Raw genomic sequence first — 24,926 nt, 5'->3', positions numbered from 1 at the left:
CATCGATAGTTACGGTATTAGCGTCCGCGCTAATGCCTGCTTTCATACCCAGGTCAATCTTGCTGAATCTCGCATATCTTGCTGACTTGGGTATATACTGCCCCTCTATTTGACTAACTCTATTTCAATACCATGTTTGATATCGCTTTATACGAACCAGAAATCGCGCCGAACACCGGCAACATCATTCGACTTTGTGCCAACTGCGGTGCAAACCTTCACTTAATTGAACCTCTGGGTTTCGATCTTGAAGAGAAGAAAGTCCGCCGCGCTGGTTTGGATTACCATGATTTAGCTCGCGTAACGCGTCATAAGAACTATCAAGCATTCTTAGAATATTTAGAGAAAGAGAAACAAGGTAACTACCGATTGTTTGCCTGCACCACCAAAACCACCGGTCACCACGTTGATGCACAATACCAAGCAGGTGACGTATTGATGTTTGGTCCAGAAACTCGTGGCTTGCCTGCTGAAATCATCGATAGCTTGCCAATGGAGCAGCGTATCCGCATTCCAATGATGCCAGATGCGCGCAGCCTAAACCTTTCGAACGCCGTTGCGATCATTGCTTTTGAAGCATGGCGTCAAATGGGGTTTGAAGGCGCGTTGTAAGCACCACGATTTTCAGACACAAAAAAGGGCGCTCGTACGCCCTTTTGTTTTCTTTACTCTCTGACTCAATCAGTTGAGCTTGTTGCGATCATCATCATCTTTACGCTCGTATTCCCCTTCAAAGGTATTGCCATCGTCTGACTGGGAATCAAATGGGTCACGGCGGAACGGGTCTTGCTCAAATGGCCCTTGGTTAGAGAAACCACCTTGGAAGCCACCACCATGCATGGTTTTCACCACCATTTTACTCATCAAGTATTTGGCAATCGCGGCGCGTGGCGCAGGAAGCAACACCAGCATACCAAGAGCATCGGTCATAAAGCCCGGTGTTAACAGCAGCACGCCAGCCACCGCTAGCATTACTCCTTCAAAAATTTGCTGGGCTGGAATTTCACCTTGTTCCAGACGCCCCTGCACAGACATCAGAGTTTGGATGCCTTGGCTGCGCACCAACGATGCACCGACAAATGCCGTGATTAATACTAATGCGATAGTCGGCCACAAACCTAAAAAGCCGCCCACCTGAATAAATAAGCCGATTTCAATGATCGGGACAAAAATAAACGCCAATAATAAGATAGGAAACACACGCCCTCCTTTGTTTAATTCAGTGTAATGGTAAAAGCGGACTAAGCTCAAACGAATCGTTGTAAAAAAGCGTGTTCATACTGGTCTCTTCCTACTCAGAAAAAGTGGTAGTGGAGTGTTTCATTCAATTGCATACCGATTTTTTCGTGCTTTTAAAGTGCTAATTTCGAACTCTAAAAACCCATGTTTGTCGAGGAAAATCGAGTACCCATAAAGGGTTATTAATAACCCGTTCATACTTTGCAAATTATTGACTCATGAAAAACGAAAAAGGTGATCTAGTTACTATTTTTATGCGCTAGGTGCAGTATCATGTGCCACATAAGTCAGGACGGATTTTCCAGCCAAAAATTCTGATGAATGGATTCTAGATTGCAGAAATGGCTAATAAATAACTTTATTATCAGAATTATCATCTAAGGATCCTGCTATGGCTACCCTATCTGATGCTCCAAAAACAGCAAACCCAGCCACTCGTATTGAAGAAGATCTATTAGGTCAACGTCATGTCCCTGCAGATGCGTACTACGGTATTCATACGCTACGTGCGATCGAGAACTTCAACATCTCTAATATGACCATCTCTGACGTACCAGAATTTGTACGCGGTATGGTAATGACCAAAAAAGCAGCGGCGTTGGCAAACAAAGAACTTGGTGCGATTCCAAAAGACGTTGCAAACTACATCATCGAAGCGTGTGATTTGATCCTAGAAACTGGCAAGTGCATGGATCAGTTCCCATCAGACGTATTCCAAGGTGGTGCGGGCACTTCCGTGAACATGAACACAAACGAAGTGATCGCAAACGTTGCGCTTGAGCTAATGGGTAAAGAGAAAGGTCAATACGAATTTGTCAACCCAAATGACCACGTAAACAAGAGCCAATCAACCAACTGTGCGTATCCAACGGGTTTCCGTATCGCGGTTTACAACAGCGTACACAAACTAATGGAAGCAATTGAGTACCTAAAAGGCGCATTCGAACTTAAAGCAATTGAGTTTAAAGATGTACTGAAAATGGGTCGTACTCAGCTACAAGACGCGGTACCGATGACTGTAGGTCAAGAGTTCCACGCTTGGGCAGTAACACTAAACGAAGAGATTCGTGCTCTAGATTACACCTCTAAACTACTCCTAGAAATCAACCTAGGCGCAACCGCAATCGGTACAGGTCTAAATACACCGACTGGCTACCAAGCGCTTGCAGTAAAACACCTAGCGGAAGTAACAGGTCTTGACGTTGTTGCGGCAGAAGACCTTATCGAAGCGACTTCTGACTGTGGCGCATACGTAATGACGCACAGTGCACTAAAACGTCTAGCGGTAAAACTATCGAAGATCTGCAACGACCTTCGTCTACTTTCTTCTGGCCCTCGCGCAGGTCTAAATGAATTGAACCTACCTGAAATGCAAGCAGGTTCTTCAATCATGCCAGCAAAAGTAAACCCAGTTATCCCAGAAGTAGTAAACCAAGTTTGCTTTAAAGTTCTAGGTAACGACAACACGGTTTCTTTCGCAGCAGAAGGCGGTCAGCTACAGCTAAACGTAATGGAACCAGTTATCGCACAAAGCATGTTTGAGTCTATCTCTCTACTACACAATGCGTGTGTGAACCTACGTGATAAATGTATCGACGGCATCACAGTCAATAAAGAGACTTGTGAAAACTACGTTTACAACTCAATCGGTATCGTCACTTACCTAAACCCATACATCGGCCACCACGAAGGTGACATCGTAGGTAAGATTTGTGCGGAAACCGGTAAGAGTGTTCGCGAAGTTGTGCTAGAGCGCGGTCTGCTAACCGCAGAAGAGCTTGATGAAATCTTGTCAGTAGAAAACTTCATGCATCCAACTTACAAAGCGAAACGCTACGAGTAATAACTAATTCGAAGGGGGCCACTCAGGCCCCTTTTTTAGGCTCTCATACGGTTAACCACATTTTTTATATGCTTTTATTGCCATTAGGCCACTGGGTTCTAATTCTCTGAGCATTTACTCCTGTTCCTGAGTGTTCAAAAAATCAGAATCAAATAAAAACTAAAGAGGTATCAATATGGTCATGGTCGAACTCTTCGTGGTTCTGCTCTTCATCTATTTGGGGGCTAGAATCGGCGGTATCGGCATTGGTTTTGCCGGTGGTGCTGGGGTCATTGCGTTGTCTTTGATCTTGGGCGTACCAACAAGCCAAGCTTACATTCCCGTTGACGTAATTTTAATCATCATGTCGGTCATCACGGCCATCGCAGCAATGCAAGTGGCTGGTGGTTTAGACTGGATGGTGCAAGTTGCTGAAAACTTTTTGCGCAAGCATCCTGAGCGCATCACCTTTTATGCGCCTATCGTAACTTACCTAATGACATTAATGGCGGGTACTGGCCACACGGCATTCTCTACTTTGCCAGTAATTGCAGAAGTCGCGAAAGGTCAAGGTGTGCGCCCTTCTCGTCCTCTGTCTATTGCGGTTGTCGCATCGCAAATCGCTATCACCGCATCACCAATCTCAGCGGCTGTTGTAGCGTTTGCGGCAATGCTGCACCCATTTGGCGTTGACTACCTAACACTACTAGCAATCTGTATCCCAACGACGTTCATCGCGTGCATGATCGGTGCGTTCGTGGCGAACTTCATGGGCTGTGAGCTAAAAGACGATGCTGAATACCAAGAGCGTCTAGAAAAAGGCTTAATCAAGCTAAATACAGAAGCAAAACGCGAAATCCTACCAACAGCGAAGAAAGCGACGTTCATCTTCCTAGGCGCAATCGCATTCGTAGTGTGTTACGCAGCAGCAATTTCTGGCTCTGTTGGCCTTATCGAGAACCCTGCTCTAGGTCGTAACGAAGCTATCATGACGGTAATGCTAGCAGCCGCAGCGGCTATCGTAATGAGCTGTAAAATCGACGCTGGCAAAATCCCAGCAGCAGCAACATTCCGCTCTGGTATGACAGCATGTGTGTGTGTTCTTGGTGTGGCATGGCTAGGTTCTACCTTCGTTAACGCGCACGTTGACGGCATCAAAGAAGTGGCTGGTGCGCTACTAGCAGACTACCCATGGATGCTAGCACTTGTTCTATTCTTCGCTTCAATGCTGCTTTACTCGCAAGGTGCAACCACGGTTGCGCTGATGCCAGCAGCACTAGCAATCGGTGTGGCACCACTTACCGCAGTTGCATCTTTCGCAGCAGTAAGTGCGCTATTCGTACTGCCAACTTACCCAACGCTTCTAGCAGCGGTTGAGATGGACGACACGGGTTCAACTCGTATCGGTAAGTACGTATTCAACCACCCATTCTTTGTACCTGGTGTGGTAACCATCGCTTCTGCAGTAGCACTTGGCTTCGCATTCGGTGGTCTACTGATCTAGTAGAAACAGAGTCTTACTCGGGGAGCTTCGGCTCCCTTTTTTATTGCCTGTTGTCTTGATCTATGCTCAATAAATCTTCATTTTCATGAAACTTATTGACTCGCCTCCGGGTCTGATTGAGTTACACTAACGGCAATTATCTAAGATGAATTGACTCTTTTATGCGCGCATTACTTTCCGTTTTACTCTTAGGGCTCATTACCTTTTCCACTCCGTCTTTAGCTTTATTTGGCAAAGACCAGTTTACCAATAGCCAGAACAACAGTTTTGGTAGCAGCAGCGACAGCTTTGTTCCGGTCGATCAGGCATTTCCGTTTAATTTCTACCAGCAAGACGACAAATTGATGCTCGATTGGCAGGTACGCGATGGTTATTACCTGTATCAAGAGCGTTTATCTGTGTCTGGTGAGAACATCTCACTGGGCGAACTGCAAATGGAAAACGGCACGCCACATAAAGATGAATTCTTTGGTGATGTGCATATCTATACCACACCACTATTTGTCAATATCCCACTGAGTAATTGGCAAGAGGGCGCGCGCGTCCTTGTGCAATATCAAGGCTGTGCGAAAGCGGGCTTCTGTTACCCACCAGAAACACGTGAGATTCCAATCAGCGCGTTTTCTTCATCCAATTCCGACACCGTAGCACCGACTGCCAAGGCACCAGCGACAGAACAAGCACAGCCAACAACAAAATCAACCACCACTTCAGTACCAGTCAGTGAGCAAGATAGCTTAGCCGCGAGTCTAGCCGACAAGTGGTGGACGCCGTTGTTGTTTTTGGCACTTGGTGTGGGTCTAGCATTTACCCCTTGTGTGCTGCCGATGTACCCAATTTTGACCAGCATCGTGCTTGGCAGTGGCAAGCTGAGCCAACGTCGTGCGCTTGGTTTGTCCTTTGTTTACGTACAAGGCATGGCACTGACTTACACGCTGCTCGGCCTTGTAGTGGCGTCTGCGGGTATGCAGTTCCAAGCGGCAATGCAACATCCGTATGTGCTGATTGGTTTGAGTGTACTGTTCATCGCATTAGCTATGTCGATGTTTGGTCTGTACTCATTGCAGTTACCAAGCAGCGTGCAAACGTGGCTGAATAACTTAAGTAACAAGCAGCAAAGTGGTAGCAGTGCTGGCGTGTTTGCTATGGGGGCAATATCTGGCTTGGTTTGCTCTCCGTGTACTACCGCCCCACTCTCTGGTGCGCTGCTTTACGTCGCACAAAGTGGCGACTTACTCACTGGTGGGGTCGCCCTTTACGCGCTGGCGATGGGCATGGGGATTCCGTTGATCCTTGTGGCGGTATTTGGCAACAAGTTGCTACCAAAAGCCGGCGGTTGGATGGACCGCGTGAAAACGCTGTTCGGCTTTATTCTGCTTGCTGCGCCTATCTTCTTATTGGAACGCATCATGCCAGAAATGTGGTCAACAATTCTGTGGTCAACACTGGGCATCGCTGCCTTTGGTTGGCTGTATCATGTGAAAAACAGCTTGGAGTTTGGTGGCTGGAAACAAAGCGCCGTTGGCATCATCGCCGTATTGGGTTTGCTCGCGTCAGCACAGCCAGTATTAAATTACTGGTTTAGTAATAACGCAACGCAAGCTCAACAAACTTCCGTAAGCTTTACACGCATTGCCAATGTTGCAGAGTTGGAAGAACAACTAGCGCTAGCCAAAGCAGCTGGCAAACCTGTGATGCTCGACTTCTACGCTGACTGGTGTGTGGCGTGTAAAGAGTTTGAGAAGTACACCTTCCATGATCCAAGCGTCGAAGCCAAGCTAAAAGACTTTGTTCTTCTGCAAGCTGATGTAACCAAGAACCAAGTGCAAGATATTGAATTACTCAAACACATGAACGTGCTTGGCTTGCCAACCATCGAGTTCTGGGATGCGAATGGCAAACACGTTTCAAACGCGCGTTTAACCGGTTTTATGCAAGCCGAGCCTTTCTTAGAGCACATCCAACAATTCTGATCATCAGATATTCAAACGCCAGTGATGACCACTGGCGTTTTTTATTACCCAGATTTGAATGAGAAAATTGCGCTTATATGCAATTTTCCTAATAAAAGTCGATTTGGTTCAGACTTTTAGCGAATAAATATTGTCCACTCTCTCAAAGCTGGACAATAATAAATTTAACGAAATAGTCAAAAGTGTTTAACGTCATGGATTCGACCTACACCATCATCATTGCAGATGATCACCCACTCTTCCGTAATGCCTTGTTTCAATCTATCCACATGGCAATCAGTGGGGCAAATTTGCTGGAAGCGGACTCACTCGACGCACTACTGGCTTTGTTAGAGCGAGAAGAAGAGCCAGATTTGGTGCTATTGGATCTCAAAATGCCAGGAGCAAATGGTATGTCTGGCTTGATTCACTTGCGAGCAGAACACCCAGACTTACCAATCGTCGTCGTCTCGGCTAGTGAAGAGCCAGCGATCGTGACACAAGTGAAAAGCCATGGTGCGTTTGGTTTTATTCCTAAATCGAGCGACATGCGCGAACTGGTGAATGCGCTCAATCAAGTGCTCAATGGCGACCCGTATTTTCCTGAAGGGCTGATCACCAATAACGCGGCATGTAATGACTTAGCGGAGAAGATTGCCGCGCTAACGCCACAGCAATATAAGGTGTTGGGGATGTTGTCTGATGGCTTACTGAACAAACAAATCGCCTACGAATTGAATGTTTCAGAAGCCACCATCAAAGCGCATATGACGGCGATTTTCCGCAAGCTCGGCGTAAAAAACCGCACACAAGCCGTCATCATGCTAACGGAGATGAACGACTAGGTTCACTCCTCGTCAGCGAGCAGGCTTTGCTCGCTTGGCAAACGGATACCTACTTTGGTGACTTGTTGGTCAACGACATCGGCAATGATCCATTGCAAGCCTTGCCACTCGAATTGGTCCCCTAACACTGGTGTAGTCCCCAGTTGTTCTTCTACAAGGTGTCTTAAGCTTTTATCGAGTGACTCATCGCCCAAGTTCAAGCCATACATCATCGCGATATCGGCAAGGTTCACTTCAATATCTAGGAAGAAATCACCAAAGAATCGTGCCAATGACGCTTTCTCAGGCGCTTCACTAAATAGCAAGCTCAGGGCATCCAAATCCTTTTCTTGTGCCAACACACACAAGGTATCGTCTTCTTCGAGGCGCGTGCTGCCTGACGGATGCAATAACGCCTTATTGCGAAATACTGCGGCGATGCGCGTTCCATCCGGCATCGAAAGACTACGCAATGGTTCACCAATACACCATTTATCCGCTTTAAGCTTATAGATAAACAGCTCCCACTCACTGGTCGGGTAAATCTCCACACCAGTGCGTGAAATTGGCTCAGGTTTAGAAGGCAGCTCTACCTTCGCCAGAGACATCGCTTTAGTCAATGTGCCACCTTGCACAATCAAAGAGACCATTACCACGAAAAACGCCAAATTGAAGTACAACTGCGCATCTGGCAATCCTGCCATCATTGGAAATACCGCCAGAATGATTGGGACAGCACCGCGCAAGCCCACCCAAGAAACAAACCACTTTTCACGTGGTGTGAAACTCTTGAATGGCAGTAAACCGATCCAAACCGAGATTGGACGGGCAAATAAAATCATCCCAAAGGCCAGCGCTAAACCAGGCAAAGCAATAGAGAGCAAGTTGGAAGGCGTAACCAATAAACCAAGCACGAGGAACATACCGATTTGAGCTAGCCACGTCATGCCATCTAGAACATGAAGAATGGAATGGCGGCTGCGTGTTGGACGATTACCTAGCAGTAAACCAACCAGATAAATTGACAGAATACCACTGCCACCTAATGCATTAGATAAAGCGAAAATCAGCAAGCCACCACTGACGGTTAAAATCGAATATAAGCCATCCGGCAGTTGATTACGATTGATGACCTTCCACAAAATCCAGCCACCAGCAAAACCGAGTAAAGCGCCAATACCAAACTGCTTAAGAAAACTGAGCGCCAAAAAGCCCACACTCAAATCTGCATCTGGGTTCGCTAAAATAGCAATCAGAGTAACAGTCAGAAACACCGCCATAGGATCATTGGTGCCGGATTCAATTTCCAGCGTTGAGCCAACACGTTCGTTAAGACTACGACCTTTGAGTAGAGAAAAAACCGCGGCAGCATCTGTAGAACCGACAATCGCACCAACTAATATACCTTGCAGCAAGTCTAAGTCGAATAACCACGTTGCCATCAGCCCGGTCAAAATAGTGGTGATCGCAACGCCAAATGTTGCTAAAGACACCGAAGGCCATAACGCCACCCTAAAGCTGGCAACCCGTGTTCTCATACCACCATCGAGCAAAATGATGGCTAATGCGAGGTTACTGACCAAGTAAGCGATCGAAAAATTATCAAATAAAATACCGCCTAAACCGTCTTCCCCCGCCAGCATTCCAACGGCTAAAAATACCAAAAGAATTGGGATTCCCAACTTAGAGGAAACTGGGCTTAAAAGAACGCTAAGTGCGATTAACAATGCACCTATAAGAAAAAAACTGTTAATGGTGTCTGCGTCCATTCTCACCCTCCCTTAATGAAAAACGATATGCTTGTGATGAGCTAAGGCGACTTCGTTAATAAGTTAATGCCTTAATCTGCCTCCTCCTTAAACCGTCCCAAAGCGCGAGGTTGTACGAGAATGACTCAGTTATATTACTTTATTGTGCGCTAAAACGGTGATTTGGTACGAAAACTTTATGTAAATAAATTACTTGTGAATTTTTCACGCCAATTTTTTCGCTGATTGATAAAAAGAAGAACGCAGAATGTTTCTGTTGAGGATCGCTAAAATCAATGAAGAAAAAATTAATCACGTCTCTTATTCGTGCTTTTTATCATTTCTCTCCTTAGACCTTTGGCTAATTTAACAGCTTTTTAACATTAATAAATAACCCTAACTTCTCTCTAAGCGACCATATCACGTGAGTTTTTTATTTTTTATACCCCGACTAAAGTTGAAAAGAGTTCTTGCCAACACCTTGCTAATGTACATGTTGAAACATTTTTTTAACAACAATACCAATCGTAAGGAGACGGCAATGGCATTTGAAAGCGAAGAAAGAGCCAAAGCCTATTGGGACAAAAACGTGAAGCTCATGATTGGCCTTATGGTCATCTGGTTCGTAGTGTCTTTCGGCTGCGGCATTTTATTTGTCGACGTACTTAATCAATTTCAATTAGGTGGATACAAACTTGGTTTCTGGTTTGCTCAGCAAGGCTCCATCTACACCTTCCTAGGTATTATTTTCTATTACGCATGGAAGATGCGCCAAATCGACCGTGAATTCGGCGTAGATGAGTAAGGAGTAACTCAGATGGATTTGAAAACTATTACCTACCTGGTTGTTGGTGCAACCTTCGTCCTCTACATCGGTATTGCGATCTGGGCGCGTGCGGGGTCAACCAAAGAGTTCTATGTCGCAGGTGGCGGGGTAAACCCAATCGCTAACGGTATGGCAACCGCTGCTGACTGGATGTCGGCGGCATCGTTCATCTCAATGGCGGGCCTAATTGCCTTTATGGGTTACGGCGGCTCCGTATTCCTAATGGGTTGGACGGGCGGTTACGTACTGCTTGCGCTACTACTCGCCCCTTATCTACGTAAGTTTGGTAAGTTTACGGTGCCAGAGTTTGTTGGTGAACGCTTCTACTCGAACACAGCACGTATCGTGGCGGTTATCTGTCTTATCATCGCATCGGTCACTTATGTTATCGGCCAGATGAAAGGCGTTGGCGTTGCCTTCGGTCGCTTCCTAGAAGTTGATTACTCAACAGGCCTACTGATTGGTATGTGTATCGTATTCATGTACGCAGTACTTGGCGGCATGAAAGGCATCACATACACGCAGATTGCTCAATATTGCGTACTCATTCTTGCTTACACTATCCCTGCAATCTTTATCTCTCTGCAACTTACAGGTAACCCGCTACCTCAGATTGGCCTCGGGAGTACCATTCAAGGCACCGATGTTTATCTGCTCGATAGGCTCGACCAAGTGGTGACCGAACTCGGCTTTAGTGAGTACACTACGCAAGTTCGCGGTAGCACACTAAACATGTTCGTTTACACCATGTCATTGATGATCGGTACTGCGGGTCTACCACACGTTATCATCCGTTTCTTTACGGTACCTAAGGTACGTGATGCGCGTACTTCTGCAGGCTGGGCACTTGTGTTCATCGCTATTCTATACACAACGGCGCCAGCAGTATCAGCAATGGCTCGTCTAAACCTAATGGATACCGTCAACCCTGCGCCTGGTCAGCACCTTGCGTATGATGAGCGCCCTGATTGGTTCAAAAACTGGGAAACAACAGGTCTATTAGGCTTTGATGATAAGAATGGCGATGGCCTGATCGAGTACACCTCAAATCCTGATACCAATGAATTGCGAGTTGACCGTGACATCATGGTACTAGCAAACCCAGAAATCGCTAAGCTACCAAACTGGGTCATTGCACTCGTTGCCGCTGGTGGTCTCGCTGCAGCACTATCCACAGCAGCGGGTCTGTTGCTTGCTATTTCGTCGGCGATTTCCCATGACTTAATTAAAGGGGTTATAAATCCGAACATATCCGAGAAGAAGGAGCTGCTTGCCAGCCGAATCTCGATGGCGGTGGCAATCGCAGCCGCAGGCTATCTCGGATTGAATCCTCCTGGCTTTGCCGCTGGTACGGTGGCGCTCGCCTTTGGTCTTGCTGCGTCATCCATCTTCCCTGCGTTGATGATGGGTATCTTCAGCAAAGGTATCAATAAAGAAGGCGCAATCGCCGGTATGATTGCCGGTATCAGTATCACACTGTTCTACGTATTCCAGCACAAAGGCATCCTATTCGTTGCTGACTGGAAATATCTAGAAAGCTGGGGAACCAACTGGTTCCTAGGTATTGAGCCAAACGCGTTTGGTGCTATCGGCGCCCTATTTAACTTCATCGTGGCATTCGCGGTATCGAAAGTTACAGCGGAAACACCTCAAGAAGTTAAAGATCTTGTTGAACACGTTCGTGTCCCTGTTGGTGCAGGCGATGCCGTGGATCACTAAAATATAACGCAAGCCACAAAAGCCCCACTTGGGGCTTTTTTATTCATCTAACTTATTCTAATAATTAGATTCCCTGAGCCGTAGCAAGGAAGCACACGAATGGCATTGGTTATACGTTCGGGGAACGCAGAAACAATCGTTTAGAACAGGGCAAAGATTGCAGCAAGCTAGTTGCTCTACCTTCAAAATCATTAACGAAGTTATTAGTGATTTTAGCCAGTTAAAATGAACAGATAATTGATGGAATTAGTATTTTATGTTCAAAAACAAGCACTTTATTCTCGCTCTGCTGATTGCGCCGATTCTTTCTTTGATTGCCTACTTCGGCACCGATATGGCACTCAGCGAGAAACCCCACGCGGCACAAGAAGGGGAAACTTACAAACTCGCGAGTAAGTCTAACTGTCGTTACACCAGTGGACTGTGTGACATGGAAAATGGCGACTTTAAAGTGAAGTTTCGCTCAGAACAGCTCACGAAAAATGGCTTAGAATTGTCACTCAACGCCGCCTATCCACTCGAAGGGGTCAAAGTTTCCATCGTTAATGACGAAGAGAAAAATGCTCAGCCGATTGATATGAAGCCCGCCGATCAGGCTGGAAAAAGTTGGTACATTACCTTACCAAGACCAGCATCCGCAGAAAGTTGGTTAAGAGTCGTCATTCAATCTGGAGGCACACTTTATTACGGCGAAACACAAACCGCGTTTGTGAAGTACGAAACCTTATTTACAGAGTAATGGCCACAGATAAAGACACCGATATCCAAAACGTCGATACCTCATTGTCACCTCAGGACTAAATAATTCCCTCTCTGCCGACGCTTTTACGTCGGCTTTTGTTTCCGTAAGTCTTTCTTCAACAACCTCTTACTCTAAAAAGGGTTGCCAACCCACCACTTAATTGATAATAATTATCATTACATTAAACGAGAGGTGGTTATGGACAACAAACGGGACATCTTTAACGCATTTTTTAAAGCACAAGATAGATTCCTTCTCGCCGCACCACACGGCTTTGAGCCAGACGTAATTCATGACTATATTCATTGGGGAATGGTGTTGTCTTCCTGCTATGAACACGGTGCCGATGAAGAAAATCTATTGTTGTGTGAGCTGTTTTTGCGTCAGGTTTATTTCCATCTACTAGACGCAATTCAAGACTCCACTCGCAGTCGCATCTTCCGTCGTGTCTGTCTCGATTCTATCCATACGCCATTATTCTGTCTCAAACGCTATTACTATCAGTTTGAACAAGGCGACGTGAAATTTCTCGCATTACAACAACAATTACGCCTGATTCAAATCTCACTCGATTAACCAAAAGGAGCCCTACCATGAGCACCGAATTCCACATAGAAACTGACAGTATGGGCGAAGTGAAAGTCCCAGCAGATGCACTCTACCAAGCCCAAACTCAGCGCGCCGTCGATAACTTCTCATTCAGTCAACATAAGATGCCATCTGGCTTCATCCAAGCGTTGGCACACATCAAGCAGACTGCGGCACTCACCAACGCACAATTGGGGCTGCTTGAAGGTGATATCGCTAATGCGATTGCTGACGCAGCTCAGGCGATTATCGAGGGCAATCATATTGAGCAATTTCCAATTGACGTATTTCAAACCGGATCAGGCACCAGCTCAAATATGAATGCGAATGAAGTGATTGCAACACTGGCCTCCCAGCATCTAGGCGGTACCGTCAGTCCTAATGATCACGTCAACATGGGACAAAGCAGTAACGATGTGGTGCCAACGGCCATTCAAGTTAGCGCAGCATTAGCCATTGAAACACAGCTCTTCCCGGCCCTGTCACACCTCATCCAAACACTAGAGTCTAAGCAACAAGCACTGAAAGATGTTGTAAAAACCGGTCGCACCCACTTAATGGACGCGATGCCTATTACCTTTGCTCAAGAGCTTGGCGGTTGGCAGTTCCAAATCGAGCACGCAAAACAAGCGATTGAACAAGCACTTCCTGCGGTAAAAGCCTTAGCTCAAGGTGGTACCGCGGTTGGCACGGGGATCAATGCCGATCCACGCTTTGCAGACTTATTCGCTAGCAACCTAACCCAGTCAACTCGTATTCAGTTCACGGCCAGTGATAACTTCTTTTTCAATTTAAGCAGTCAAGATGCGATCGTCGCTCTGTCGGGACAGCTCAAAACAGCAGCAGTTGCGATCATGAAGATCGCAAACGATCTTCGTTGGATGAATTCAGGCCCATTGGCTGGTTTAGGTGAGATTGAATTACAAGGCTTGCAACCGGGTTCTTCCATCATGCCTGGCAAAGTAAATCCTGTGATCCCAGAAGCCGCAGCTATGGCCTCAGCGCAAGTCATTGGTAATGACACCACGATTACCGTCGCGGGCCAAGCAGGCAACTTCCAACTAAACGTCATGCTACCTGTCATTGCTCATAACGTATTGGAGAGCATCGAGTTGCTCGCTAACAGCGCAACCGCTTTAGCCGATAAGGCCATTGCAACATTTGAAGTTCGTCAAGATAACTTGGATGTAGCGCTCGCCAAAAACCCAATTTTGGTCACGGCCCTCAACCCGGTCATTGGCTACCTGAAAGCGGCAGAAGTCGCGAAAAAAGCCTATAAGCAGGGGCGTGCGATTATTGATGTCGCAGAAGAAGAAACCGATTTAGATAGAGCCACGTTAGAACGATTGCTTAATCCCGCAAAACTCACCCAAGGCGGCGTCGCGGAATAAGCGGCAAACTCAGCCTACAAACCAAAATAAGATTACAAACACAGAGACCTCCATTCGGAGGTCTCTTTTATAGCAGCGCTAAAACACTCTAAATCTATGCGACGCGGTTGAGCACCGAACGCAATTTAAGCGGCTTAACTGGCTTCGCAATAAAGCTGAACCCATTTGCCTTGATGCCATCAAGCATATCATCGGTGCGATCCGCGCTGATGATGACACCTTCAAAGCAGCTGCCTAGCCTCAAGCGACATTGCTGTAGCACTTCCAAGCCAGTACGACCATCATCAAGTCGGTAATCGGAAAAAATCACGTCCGGAATCCAACCATCCTCGAGAGCTTGTAGACTTTCGACCAAATCGGTCGCCACTCGCGTATCGCAGCCCCATCGAGACAGTAAGTTTTCCATACCGACTAAAATATCGGGCTCATTATCCACACATAGAATTCTTAGATGACCAAGTTCAGACTGGTTACTTGTCGTGACTTGAACTGGGTGCGGCTGCACATGATCGGCTTTATCAAGCGTGATAGAAAAGACACTGCCTTTCCCAACCCAAGAACGCATCGAAATTTCATGCCCGAGCACTTGAGCAATTCCCTTGGAAATCGCCAAACCAAGCCCGAGACCTTGGTCGGAACGAACTTGAGTTCCGCGATTAAACTCTTCAAAGATCTCTTGCTGCTTCTCTTCTTCAATACCTACACCGTTGTCCCACACATCAATACGCACTCGCCCTTTTACCCGGCGAACACCGAGCGCCACTTTGCCATTCGGGTTATAACGAAACGCATTAGTCAGGAAGTTTTGCACCACACGGCGCAGCAGTTTGGGATCCGATTTCACCATGAGTGAGGATGGAATCATGGTGAATGCTATACCTTGTTGCTTGGCTAATGCGCTGAACTCCGCATTCAAATTCGACAACACATCGTTTAACGCAAAACCGTGCACATTGACTTCCAGCTTGCCCGACTCCAAGCGCGAAATATCCAGCAAATCTCCTATCAGGTCTTCGGCCGCCTCTAAAGCACTCTCAATGTGTGCCGACAGCTTTTTGGCTTCGCTGTCTTTGGCTACTTCCGACAATGAAGAAGCGAACAGGCGAGCCGCGTTGAGTGGCTGCATCAAATCATGGCTTACTGCCGCCAAGAACCGTGATTTGGACTTCGATTCCAAATCGGAGCGCTGCGTCGCTGCCACTAGCTGCTTGTTAAGTTGTTCTAATTCCCGAGTCCGCAGACGTACCCTTTCTTCCAATGTCTCATTGGCGTCTTTCAGCGCTTGCTCTGCATCTCGGAATACGGTGATGTCGGTAAAGCTCATCACAAAGCCACCACCTGGCATTGGGTTACCTTGCACCTCTATCACGCGACCATCGGGACGGACCCGAGAAGAAGTGTGCCGAGTCCCTTGCTCAAGGTGATACACACGGCGACGGACGTGGTCATCAGGATCGCCTGGGCCACATAAACCTTGCTCTGCATTGTGCCGAATCACATCCGCAATCGGTCGCCCAACTTGGATCAAGCCTGGCGGAAATTCAAATAACTCTAAGTAGCGTTGGTTCCAAGCCACCAAGCGTAATTGCTTATCGACCACCGCAATACCTTGGCCGATATGTTCAATCGCCCCCTGAAGTAGGCCTCGGCTAAAATCGTACAGTTCAGAGGCTTCATCGACGATAGTCGCCACCTCTTCAAGCTGCATGTTTCTTCCTTGCAGGGCAGAAGTAAGTACTAACTTAGCAGAAGAAGCACCGAATACCCCGGCTAATACACGTTCGGTATGTCGAATCAGAGAAGATGGCGCCTGCTGATTCGGCATTAGCTCTTCTCGTTGCTGGCTCCAATACGCTTGAAAAGCCGCTTTTACTCGCGTTCGCCCAACAAACCTAGACGCTAGCATTTCTAGTTCAGCAACCGTAACACGACTCTGGTACAGGCTCATGTTTTCGCTTTCAGGCAGTGGCGTACCAACGAATGACGCCGATTGTAAGCGCTCACTTAGGCTTGGTCGTGTGGTCATAGAAACCACAACAAAACATACTGCATTGGCGACCACGCTGAGGATCATCCCCCAATCTGAAATCGCAATGTCAAAGCCAGCCAATACCTCTGGTGGGGTGATCAACCAAATCAAAAAGTTGTTACTGGCATTCCCGGCAAGCATGTCCGTTTGGCTCATTAACGTAATCAGCCAAATGGTAAAGCCTACCGCCAAGCCAACATACACACCTTTCTTATTCCCTTGACGCCAGTACATACCGCCCACCAGCGCAGGCGCGAATTGCGTGATCGCCGCAAATGAGAGAAAGCCGATCGCTGAAAGTGAGTGAATGGTATCTAACGCTTGATAAAAACCCCAAGCGCCAATTAGTAGGACTAAAATCAGACCACGGCGGATCCGCAGTAATAATTCAGAGAAGTGATGATGGTTACGCTGCGTCAATCGCATGCGACGCAATAGTAGTGGCATAACCAAGTCGTTCGATACCATGATCGCTAAGGCAATCGTCGACACGATAACCATGCCACTGGCCGCCGAAGTGCCGCCTAAAAATGCAAGCAAAGCGATTTCACTCGCCCCTACCGACATCGGAACACTGATCACATAAGTATCAGGCGAAGCACCACTCAACAACCCTTGCCCTACCCACGCAATAGGTAAAACAAAAATCCCCATCAAGATCAGATAAATGGGAAACAACCAACGAGCAACATGCAAATCTTGCGCGCGTTCATTTTCCACTACCATCGTATGGAATTGTCGTGGAAGACAAACAATCGCCAGCATCGTGAGTACGGTATGAATCAATATGGTAGGGATGTTTGGTGACTGATACGTCTGTGTGGCAACGTCAACTAAGCTCAAACTCTCGGTGTTCATCGCCAACCAAACAATGAATACACCGACTACTAAAAACGCCAACAGTTTGATAATCGATTCGAAGGCAATCGCCATCATCATCCCACGATGGTGTTCCGTGTTATCAATGTGCCGGGTACCAAATAGCATGGTAAAAATTGCCAGTGCGACCACGACAAACCACGACACGCTATCGTTTTGATAACCAAAATCGGTAGCCAGTTCTGGGGCAATGATTTCTAGCCCCATGGTGATACCACGCAACTGCAAAGCGATGTACGGCAAAATTCCCGCAACCGCAATGAGTGTAACGACTACGGCCAAACCTTGAGATTTGCCGTAACGAGCTCCGATAAAATCAGCAATCGACGTGATGTGTTCCCGTTTAGCAATCAAAATAAGCCGAGCTAAAACGCGCCATCCGATGGTAAACACTAAAATGGGGGCAATATAGATGGGCAAGAAAGACCAAGGGTTAGTGCTGGCCTGCCCGACCGTGCCGTAGAAGGTCCACGATGTACAGTACACCGCAATGGAAAGGCTATAAATCCACGGCCGCCAGCGTGCTAACCACCTTTTCTGAATGTCGCCGTACCACGCGATGATAAATAAGGCTCCCAAATACGCCAAAGAAACGGGAACCACCAGCCATCCTTGCATCCGATATCCTTTCTTGCCTTTCTTGCCGTTTTAAAGCAAGAGAATAAAAAAACCTCTCCATTAGGGAGAGGTTTCATTTAACACTGCTTTCACAACGGAGACAAAGCTTAGTTTTTAACCTTTGTCACAGAAGTCTAATTCTGTGTTTCCAGTGACTTGTCTGATACATCGACCACATGATGTGGCTCTTGTGGTTCGAGCTTGATGAACAATGCCAATAAACCCATCGCGGCCATGCCCCAGAACACAAGTGGTCCCCAGTGCTCATAACCCCAACCGCTCAACACGGTCATCAGTGCGATGAATGCGCCTAGCGGAATCGCGTTATACAATGCTTGCAGCGCCACTATCTTATTCTCTTCCGAGTTTTGGATATATTGAATCGCAGCAATGTGTGCCGTTGCGAAGGTCACGCCATGCAATAATTGAACAATCACCAAAGCAACAATCGACGTTGTCGATGCCGTAATGCCCCAACGCATCATCACACCAACGGCAGCAACAACAAATAACGCGCGCATTGACCAACCGACAAATAAACGCTTGCTCAGCGCAAACACTGCCACTTCGGCTGCAACACCCAAGCTCCACAGATAGCCAATCACATCTTCCGAATGACCTGCGGCTTTCCAGTGAATAGCGCTAAAACCGTAGTAAGCCGCATGACTGCCCTGAATTAATGACACCAACACTAAGAATTTAAGTATCGGCTTGTCAGTCAAAAGAGCACTCAGTTTTGGACGCTCCGCGCTTTGCCCATCAAGCGTAACGGGCATCGGGTTAGTCATACGCATTGAAAATAGCAACGAAACTAATACCCCGGCCATCGCCGTGTACAAGATCATATCAGAGCCCAATTCAGCCACCAGATAACCCACGGCCGTCGAACCCGCGATAAAGGCGATCGAGCCCCATAAGCGCGTACGGCCATAATCGAGCATTTTCAGACGAGCGTAGTAGTTTGCCATCGCATCCGATAATGGAACAATCGGTCCACAACAGAGGTTAAATAGCACCGTCGCTAACGCCATTAACCAAAAACTGCCACCTGTAAAAAAGTGAAATCCAACAAAAAGGAGGGCAGCGAAACTCAACCAACGTAAAGCAGGCATAAGGTGTTCAACTTTGTGCACTCGTGGGGTGATCACGATATTGGCGACACAACGTGTCGCAAGACCTAACCCAACTAGCAAACCGATGTCGGTCGAAGAGACACCTTGCTCCTTAAACCAGAGTGACCAAAATGGCAGATATACGCCATACGCAAAGAAGAATCCGAGAAAGTACTGGGAAATCCAGCCATACGGAGAAGGTTTCAACATTACTAATATCCTAAAACGGGAACATCAACGTTCGAACCGAGAATTATGGATCGCTATGCGTATTATAAAAAGGGAAGAATAGGCAACTTATCGTTTCCTCGATGGAATACTAACTTTGCGACATTGGCCATCTTAAAGCGAAATCATCGTGATTTAGACCAAAGTCGTCTGGCTTCCGGTAGGAAATTTGTCAGACTTAGAGAGTGTTCCTTCCATCATTGGGTGTTCTCATGCCTGACAAATTTAACATGCAATCTCCACCGTTCGACCGCTTAACCGAAGCACAACAGACACGACTGCGCTCGTCTCTGGACGTTGCCTACTATCGAGCTCGAGATGTAATTTTATCTTGCGGACAGAAGAACCCTCACTTGCATATTCTGATCAAAGGCGCGGTAGAAGAGCGCTCCCAAGATCAGCAGGAAGTGTTCGCGCATTATGCCAACGACGATATGTTTGATGTGCGCTCGTTACTTGAAGACAACGTACGTCATCAATACATCGCACTTGAAGACACGCTCTCCTATCTGCTACCGAAAGACGTCTTTCTGGCGCTTTACAACGAGAATGGTCAGTTTGCGGCCTATTTCGATAACAATTTATCAAAGCGACAAGAACTCATCGAAGCCGCTCACCAACAACAAAACTTGGCAGAGTTTATCCTCACCAAAGTTGACCGCAGCATTTATCACCCACCGATGATCCTTGAGCCAAATACGCCGATTAACGAGGTGACGCACACCCTAAAAGCAAATGGGATTGATGCAGCACTTGTCAAACTCAATGATGACGATCCGCGATTAGAAAAATGGCCTTCGACTCATCCATACGCCATCGTGACGCGCACCAACATGCTGCACTCCGTGATGTTAGATGGCTGCGCACTCAATACCCCTGTCGGTGATATCGCCACCTTTCCTGTCTATCACGTTGATGATGGTGACTTTTTGTTCAATGCCATGATCACCATGACCCGAAATCGAATGAAGCGTCTCATGGTATGTGATGGCAACCAAGCCGTCGGCATGCTGGATATGACCCAAATTCTCAGCGCGTTCTCCACCCACTCTCACGTGTTAACGCTCAGTATTGCCAGAGCAAGCAGTGTGGAAGAGCTCGCATTGGCCTCAAACCGCCAGCGTCAATTGGTCGAGAGTTTATTGAGAAACGGCATCCGCACTCGCTTTATCATGGAGCTGATTTCCGCCGTGAACGAGCAAATTATCGAAAAAGCGTTCGAGTTAGTGGTTCCACCAGCCTTGCACGATCATTGCTGCTTAATCGTACTCGGCTCAGAAGGTCGAGGAGAACAAATTCTCAAGACAGACCAAGACAATGCTCTAATTATTCAAGATGGTTTGGAATGGCCTCATTGCGAACAAGTGATGCAATCCTTCACGCACACTCTACAACAGCTCGGTTATCCACTTTGCCCGGGTAAAGTCATGGTCAACAACCCGAAATGGGTCAAAACGCAGCAAGAGTGGATAAACACCTTAGACCGCTGGATAGCCAAAGCCGAACCACAACAAATCATGGACTTAGCCATTTTCAGTGACGCCCATGCTGTTGCGGGAAATCGCGAACTGCTGGCTCCAATCGCGACCCACCTTCGCGACACAATGAAAGATCGCATGTTGATACTGTCTGATTTTACTCGCCCTGCCTTGCAGTTTTCTGTGCCCCTAACTCTGTTTGGCAACGTAAAAAGTGCTAAGGACGGGTTAGATATTAAACGCGGCGGCATTTTCCCAATTGTGCACGGCATTCGCACCTTGTCTTTGGAATATGCCATTGAGGAGAAGAACACGTTTGAGCGCATTGAAGCACTTCGGAAAAAACGCATCTTAGAGCCTGAAACGGCAGATAACCTCAACGAAGCACTGAAATTGTTCTTTAAGGTTCGCCTTAATCAACAACTCAAAAAGCAAGAAGCATTGAATAACATTGATATTAAACAACTGGATAGAACCGAGCGTGATTTACTTCGCCACAGCTTACATGTAGTGAAAAAATTTAAGCAATTTTTAGGCTTCCACTATCAAATTCGTGATTAACCATGATTTTCATAAATCATACAGAGGCGTAGGCAATGAACTGGTTACAACGCAAATACTGGCACTACAAACTGAAAGGCTCTTCTTATCAGTCGCTTTTTTGCACGCCCGATAAAACGGAATACGTTTCTCTCGACTGCGAAACCACCAGCCTTGATCCAAATCGCGCCGAGTTGGTGACCATTGCGGCCACGAAGATCATCGACAACCGCATCATCACTAGCCAGCCATTTGAAGTCCGCTTACGCGCGCCGCAATCGCTCGATTCTGGCTCAGTCAAAATTCATCGAATTCGCCACCAAGACTTAGTCGACGGGATTAGCGAAAAAGAGGCGCTGCTCGAGCTGCTCGACTTTATCGGCAACCGACCACTTGTCGGTTATCACATTCGTTACGATAAAAAGATCTTAGATCTTGCTTGTCTGAGGCAACTTGGCTTTCCACTTCCTAACCCGCTCATCGAGGTCAGTCAGATTTATCACGACAAGCTGGAAAGACATTTGCCGAATGCCTATTTCGACTTAAGTCTGGATGCGATTTGTAAACACCTCGAACTTCCTATCCAAGATAAACACGACGCTTTACAAGATGCGATTTCTGCCGCTTTGGTCTTTGTTCGCTTAACGAAAGGCGATTTGCCCAACCTAACCGCGCCGTATACATAAAAATCAGTTGACCTAGCTCCCAGAAACACTTTTGTTTCAGCGATTTCACGGCGCTTCCTTCACTCTCATCCTAAAGTCTAATTGTGGAAATACGCGCAGTGACTGACAGTTATAAGCACAACGTCGTCATTACCACGACCAAGTTATTTAGAACCAAAAAACAGCCCTACAAAAACATATTCAAAATCTTATCTAGATTGGTGTAAGGCCGAGAAATAAGGCACAAGGAGAGAAGCCATGAGCGAAGCCCACGTTTATCCGGTAAAAGAAAATATTAAAACTCATACACACGCGGATAATGATACTTACTTAGCCATGTATCAGCAGTCGGTAACCGATCCAGAGGGCTTCTGGAACGAGCACGGCAAAATCGTTGATTGGATCAAACCTTTCACCAAAGTAAAAAGCACTTCTTTCGACACTGGCCATGTTGATATTCGCTGGTTTGAAGATGGCACACTGAACGTCTCGGCTAACTGTATTGACCGTCATCTCGCAGAACACGGGGACGACGTCGCCATCATTTGGGAAGGCGATGATCCAGCCGACGACAAAACACTCACTTTCAACGAACTACACAAAGAAGTGTGTAAGTTCTCCAACGCATTGAAAGAGCAAGGCGTACGCAAGGGCGACGTGGTGTGTCTATACATGCCAATGGTGCCAGAAGCCGCAGTGGCTATGCTCGCTTGTACCCGTATTGGTGCGGTTCACACCGTAGTATTTGGCGGTTTCTCACCAGAAGCACTCTCTGGCCGTATCATCGACTCTGACGCGAAAGTCGTGATCACCGCTGATGAAGGCGTACGCGGCGGGCGTGCCGTTCCTCTGAAAAAGAACGTGGACGAAGCACTAACTAACCCAGACGTAAAAACCATCAATAAAGTGTTGGTGCTTAAACGCACAGGTGGTGATGTCGAATGGCATGAACACCGTGATGTTTGGTGGCACGAAGCAACAGCTAACGTTTCTGACGTTTGCCCACCAGAAGAGATGAAAGCCGAAGATCCGCTCTTCATCCTTTACACTTCAGGTTCAACAGGCAAACCTAAAGGTGTACTACACACGACCGGTGGTTACCTCGTCTACGCGGCGATGACCTTTAAATATGTCTTCGATTATCAACCAGGTGAAACCTTCTGGTGTACCGCGGATGTGGGTTGGATTACCGGTCACACTTACCTAATCTACGGTCCACTTGCAAATGGGGCGAAGACCATCTTATTCGAAGGTGTACCAAACTACCCAAGCACAAGCCGAATGAGTGAAGTGGTTGATAAACACCAAGTCAACATTCTATACACCGCCCCAACCGCGATTCGTGCGCTAATGGCAAAAGGTGATGAAGCGGTTGCAGGCACATCTCGTTCAAGCCTGCGCATCATGGGCTCAGTGGGCGAACCAATCAACCCAGAGGCGTGGGAGTGGTACTACAAAACGATTGGTAACGAGAACTCACCTATCGTCGATACTTGGTGGCAAACGGAAACTGGCGGCATCTTGATTGCGCCACTACCAGGGGCAACCGATCTAAAACCAGGCTCTGCGACTCGCCCATTCTTCGGCGTCCAGCCTGCTCTTGTCGATAATATGGGCAACATTCTTGAAGATACCGTTGCTGAAGGTAACTTGGTTATCCTTGATTCTTGGCCAGGCCAGATGCGCACGGTTTACGGCGACCATGAGCGCTTTGAACAGACCTACTTCTCAACCTTTAAGGGGATGTACTTCACCAGTGATGGTGCGCGTCGTGACGAAGACGGCTACTACTGGATCACAGGCCGTGTTGATGACGTACTAAACGTGTCGGGTCACCGTATGGGTACCGCTGAAATTGAATCAGCGCTAGTGGCGCACCACAAGATTGCAGAAGCGGCGATTGTTGGTATTCCACATGACATCAAAGGCCAAGCTATCTACGCTTACATTACATTGAACGATGGTGAATTCCCGTCAGCTGAGCTGCACAAAGAAGTTAAAGATTGGGTGCGTAAAGAGATTGGTCCAATCGCGACACCAGATGTACTGCACTGGACGGATTCCTTACCGAAGACTCGCTCTGGTAAGATAATGCGTCGAATCCTGCGTAAGATTGCAACGGGCGATACAAGCAACCTCGGAGACACGTCAACGCTTGCCGATCCGAGCGTGGTAGACAAACTCATCGCAGAGAAAGCAGAATTGGCATAAATTCAACCAACTGTTTTAAAAGCACTTTAAAAACCGCCATCACTCATGGCGGTTTTTTGCTTTTGCGCACAAATTAACCACACAAAGAACATGGCAATTATGTTGTTTTTGTTAACTTGGTTACAGAAACGAAGGTGGCTATTAGGAGATTAGACCAGTAAATTGCTGCTAATTGCTATGAATTAGCTATAATCTTGGTCGATTTTTTAAAATTTGCTCGGTTTTAACAAAAAAATCGTGCTGAACTATCGTATATTTGGGAATATAAACGTTCCACTCACGATAAGGGAAGATAGCAACATAATGTCTGCAAAGTCACGGATTCTTGTTCTAAACGGACCAAATCTTAACCTATTAGGTCTGCGCGAACCGACACACTATGGTCACAGCACCTTAGCACAAGTTGTGGATGCTCTTACGAAGCAAGCTCATAACGCTGGGGTAGAACTGGAACACCTACAATCAAATCGTGAGTACGAACTGATTGAAGCCATTCATGCTGCTTATGGCAAGATTGACTTCATCATCATCAATCCAGCGGCTTTCACTCATACCAGTGTGGCACTGCGAGATGCATTACTTGGCGTCGCCATCCCATTTATTGAGGTGCACTTATCAAATGTGCACGCACGTGAACCATTTCGTCATCACTCTTATCTGTCAGATAAAGCAGAAGGCGTGATTTGCGGTTTAGGCGCACAAGGTTATGAATTCGCTCTGTCTGCCGCGATTAATAAGCTACAGGCAAAGTAACCCTAACACTCTGCAACCCCACGAGGGTTGTCTTAATCACAAGATAAAAGAGAAAGAA

The 24,926-nt window shown here is 47.0% G+C and carries 18 protein-coding genes; 14 read left to right on the top strand and 4 right to left on the bottom strand.

All coding sequences use genetic code 11. From position 1 onward, the window contains the following. Positions 1-132 precede the first annotated feature (132 nt). Positions 133-612, top strand: a complete 480-nt coding sequence (gene trmL, locus VEA_RS03150; RefSeq protein ID WP_005382381.1) for a tRNA (uridine(34)/cytosine(34)/5-carboxymethylaminomethyluridine(34)-2'-O)-methyltransferase TrmL — start codon at positions 133-135, stop codon at positions 610-612. Positions 613-681: 69 nt separating this feature from the next. Here the strand turns inward: trmL and VEA_RS03145 are convergent, their stop codons facing one another. Further along, positions 682-1,200, bottom strand: coding sequence for an FxsA family protein (locus VEA_RS03145; protein ID WP_005397539.1), 519 nt, complete (start codon positions 1,198-1,200; stop codon positions 682-684). Between the two features lie 430 nt (positions 1,201-1,630). Between VEA_RS03145 and aspA the strand changes: the two genes are divergently transcribed. The 4 genes from aspA to VEA_RS03125 all read left to right on the top strand — a co-directional run bounded on the left by aspA (position 1,631) and on the right by VEA_RS03125 (position 7,362). Beyond that, positions 1,631-3,082 (top strand): aspartate ammonia-lyase, encoded by a 1,452-nt coding sequence (gene aspA / locus VEA_RS03140; protein ID WP_005397540.1) that lies wholly within the window; start codon positions 1,631-1,633, stop codon positions 3,080-3,082. 175 nt (positions 3,083-3,257) lie between these two features. Then, positions 3,258-4,565 carry an anaerobic C4-dicarboxylate transporter gene (locus VEA_RS03135; protein ID WP_005382378.1) on the top strand — a complete coding sequence of 436 codons (1,308 nt, stop codon included), beginning with the start codon at positions 3,258-3,260 and terminating at the stop codon, positions 4,563-4,565. Positions 4,566-4,726: 161 nt separating this feature from the next. Further along, positions 4,727-6,538: a protein-disulfide reductase DsbD gene (locus VEA_RS03130; RefSeq protein ID WP_006742991.1), complete on the top strand. Its 1,812-nt coding sequence runs from the start codon at positions 4,727-4,729 to the stop codon at positions 6,536-6,538. 194 nt (positions 6,539-6,732) lie between these two features. Then, entirely contained in the window at positions 6,733-7,362 is a 630-nt protein-coding gene (locus VEA_RS03125) for a response regulator (RefSeq protein WP_005397542.1), read from the top strand. Between the two features lie 2 nt (positions 7,363-7,364). Here VEA_RS03125 and VEA_RS03120 read toward each other — a convergent pair whose 3' ends face one another. Continuing rightward, on the bottom strand, positions 7,365-9,110 hold the full coding sequence (locus tag VEA_RS03120; RefSeq protein WP_006742992.1) for a potassium/proton antiporter: 1,746 nt from the start codon (positions 9,108-9,110) through the stop codon (positions 7,365-7,367). A 520-nt stretch (positions 9,111-9,630) separates the two neighbouring features. Here VEA_RS03120 and VEA_RS03115 point away from each other — a divergent pair. The 5 genes from VEA_RS03115 (at position 9,631) to VEA_RS03095 (ending at position 14,355) form a co-directional block, all read left to right on the top strand. Continuing rightward, a complete protein-coding gene (locus VEA_RS03115) occupies positions 9,631-9,894 on the top strand; it encodes a DUF4212 domain-containing protein (RefSeq protein WP_005397548.1) in 264 nt (87 codons plus the stop codon). 12 nt (positions 9,895-9,906) lie between these two features. Beyond that, on the top strand, positions 9,907-11,634 hold the full coding sequence (locus VEA_RS03110) for a sodium:solute symporter family protein (protein ID WP_005397550.1): 1,728 nt from the start codon (positions 9,907-9,909) through the stop codon (positions 11,632-11,634). Positions 11,635-11,890: 256 nt separating this feature from the next. After that, complete coding sequence (locus tag VEA_RS03105) at positions 11,891-12,373, top strand: hypothetical protein (RefSeq protein ID WP_012841321.1); 483 nt, start codon at positions 11,891-11,893, stop codon at positions 12,371-12,373. A gap of 201 nt (positions 12,374-12,574) precedes the next feature. Beyond that, positions 12,575-12,952, top strand: coding sequence for a hypothetical protein (locus VEA_RS03100; protein WP_012841320.1), 378 nt, complete (start codon positions 12,575-12,577; stop codon positions 12,950-12,952). Between the two features lie 17 nt (positions 12,953-12,969). Beyond that, complete coding sequence (locus VEA_RS03095; protein ID WP_006742993.1) at positions 12,970-14,355, top strand: class II fumarate hydratase; 1,386 nt, start codon at positions 12,970-12,972, stop codon at positions 14,353-14,355. Positions 14,356-14,449: 94 nt separating this feature from the next. On the opposite strand, the gene VEA_RS03090 is transcribed toward VEA_RS03095, so the two are convergent. Both VEA_RS03090 and VEA_RS03085 read right to left on the bottom strand, forming a co-directional pair. Then, complete coding sequence (locus tag VEA_RS03090; protein WP_041852881.1) at positions 14,450-17,881, bottom strand: hybrid sensor histidine kinase/response regulator; 3,432 nt, start codon at positions 17,879-17,881, stop codon at positions 14,450-14,452. Positions 17,882-18,015: 134 nt separating this feature from the next. Beyond that, positions 18,016-19,203 carry a 3-phenylpropionate MFS transporter gene (locus VEA_RS03085; protein WP_006742996.1) on the bottom strand — a complete coding sequence of 396 codons (1,188 nt, stop codon included), beginning with the start codon at positions 19,201-19,203 and terminating at the stop codon, positions 18,016-18,018. A gap of 230 nt (positions 19,204-19,433) precedes the next feature. On the opposite strand from VEA_RS03085, the gene VEA_RS03080 reads away from it, so the two are divergent. The 4 genes from VEA_RS03080 to aroQ all read left to right on the top strand — a co-directional run bounded on the left by VEA_RS03080 (position 19,434) and on the right by aroQ (position 24,868). Further along, positions 19,434-21,260 (top strand): DUF294 nucleotidyltransferase-like domain-containing protein, encoded by a 1,827-nt coding sequence (locus VEA_RS03080; protein WP_041852880.1) that lies wholly within the window; start codon positions 19,434-19,436, stop codon positions 21,258-21,260. Between the two features lie 35 nt (positions 21,261-21,295). After that, positions 21,296-21,925 carry a 3'-5' exonuclease gene (locus VEA_RS03075; protein WP_012841317.1) on the top strand — a complete coding sequence of 210 codons (630 nt, stop codon included), beginning with the start codon at positions 21,296-21,298 and terminating at the stop codon, positions 21,923-21,925. A 237-nt stretch (positions 21,926-22,162) separates the two neighbouring features. Continuing rightward, entirely contained in the window at positions 22,163-24,115 is a 1,953-nt protein-coding gene (gene acs / locus VEA_RS03070; RefSeq protein WP_006742998.1) for an acetate--CoA ligase, read from the top strand. Positions 24,116-24,418: 303 nt separating this feature from the next. Further along, positions 24,419-24,868, top strand: a complete 450-nt coding sequence (gene aroQ, locus VEA_RS03065) for a type II 3-dehydroquinate dehydratase (RefSeq protein WP_005397842.1) — start codon at positions 24,419-24,421, stop codon at positions 24,866-24,868. Positions 24,869-24,926 lie beyond the last annotated feature (58 nt).

Source organism: Vibrio antiquarius (genome assembly GCF_000024825.1).
GTDB lineage: Bacteria > Pseudomonadota > Gammaproteobacteria > Enterobacterales > Vibrionaceae > Vibrio > Vibrio diabolicus.
This window is presented reverse-complemented; position numbering and strand designations above follow the sequence as displayed.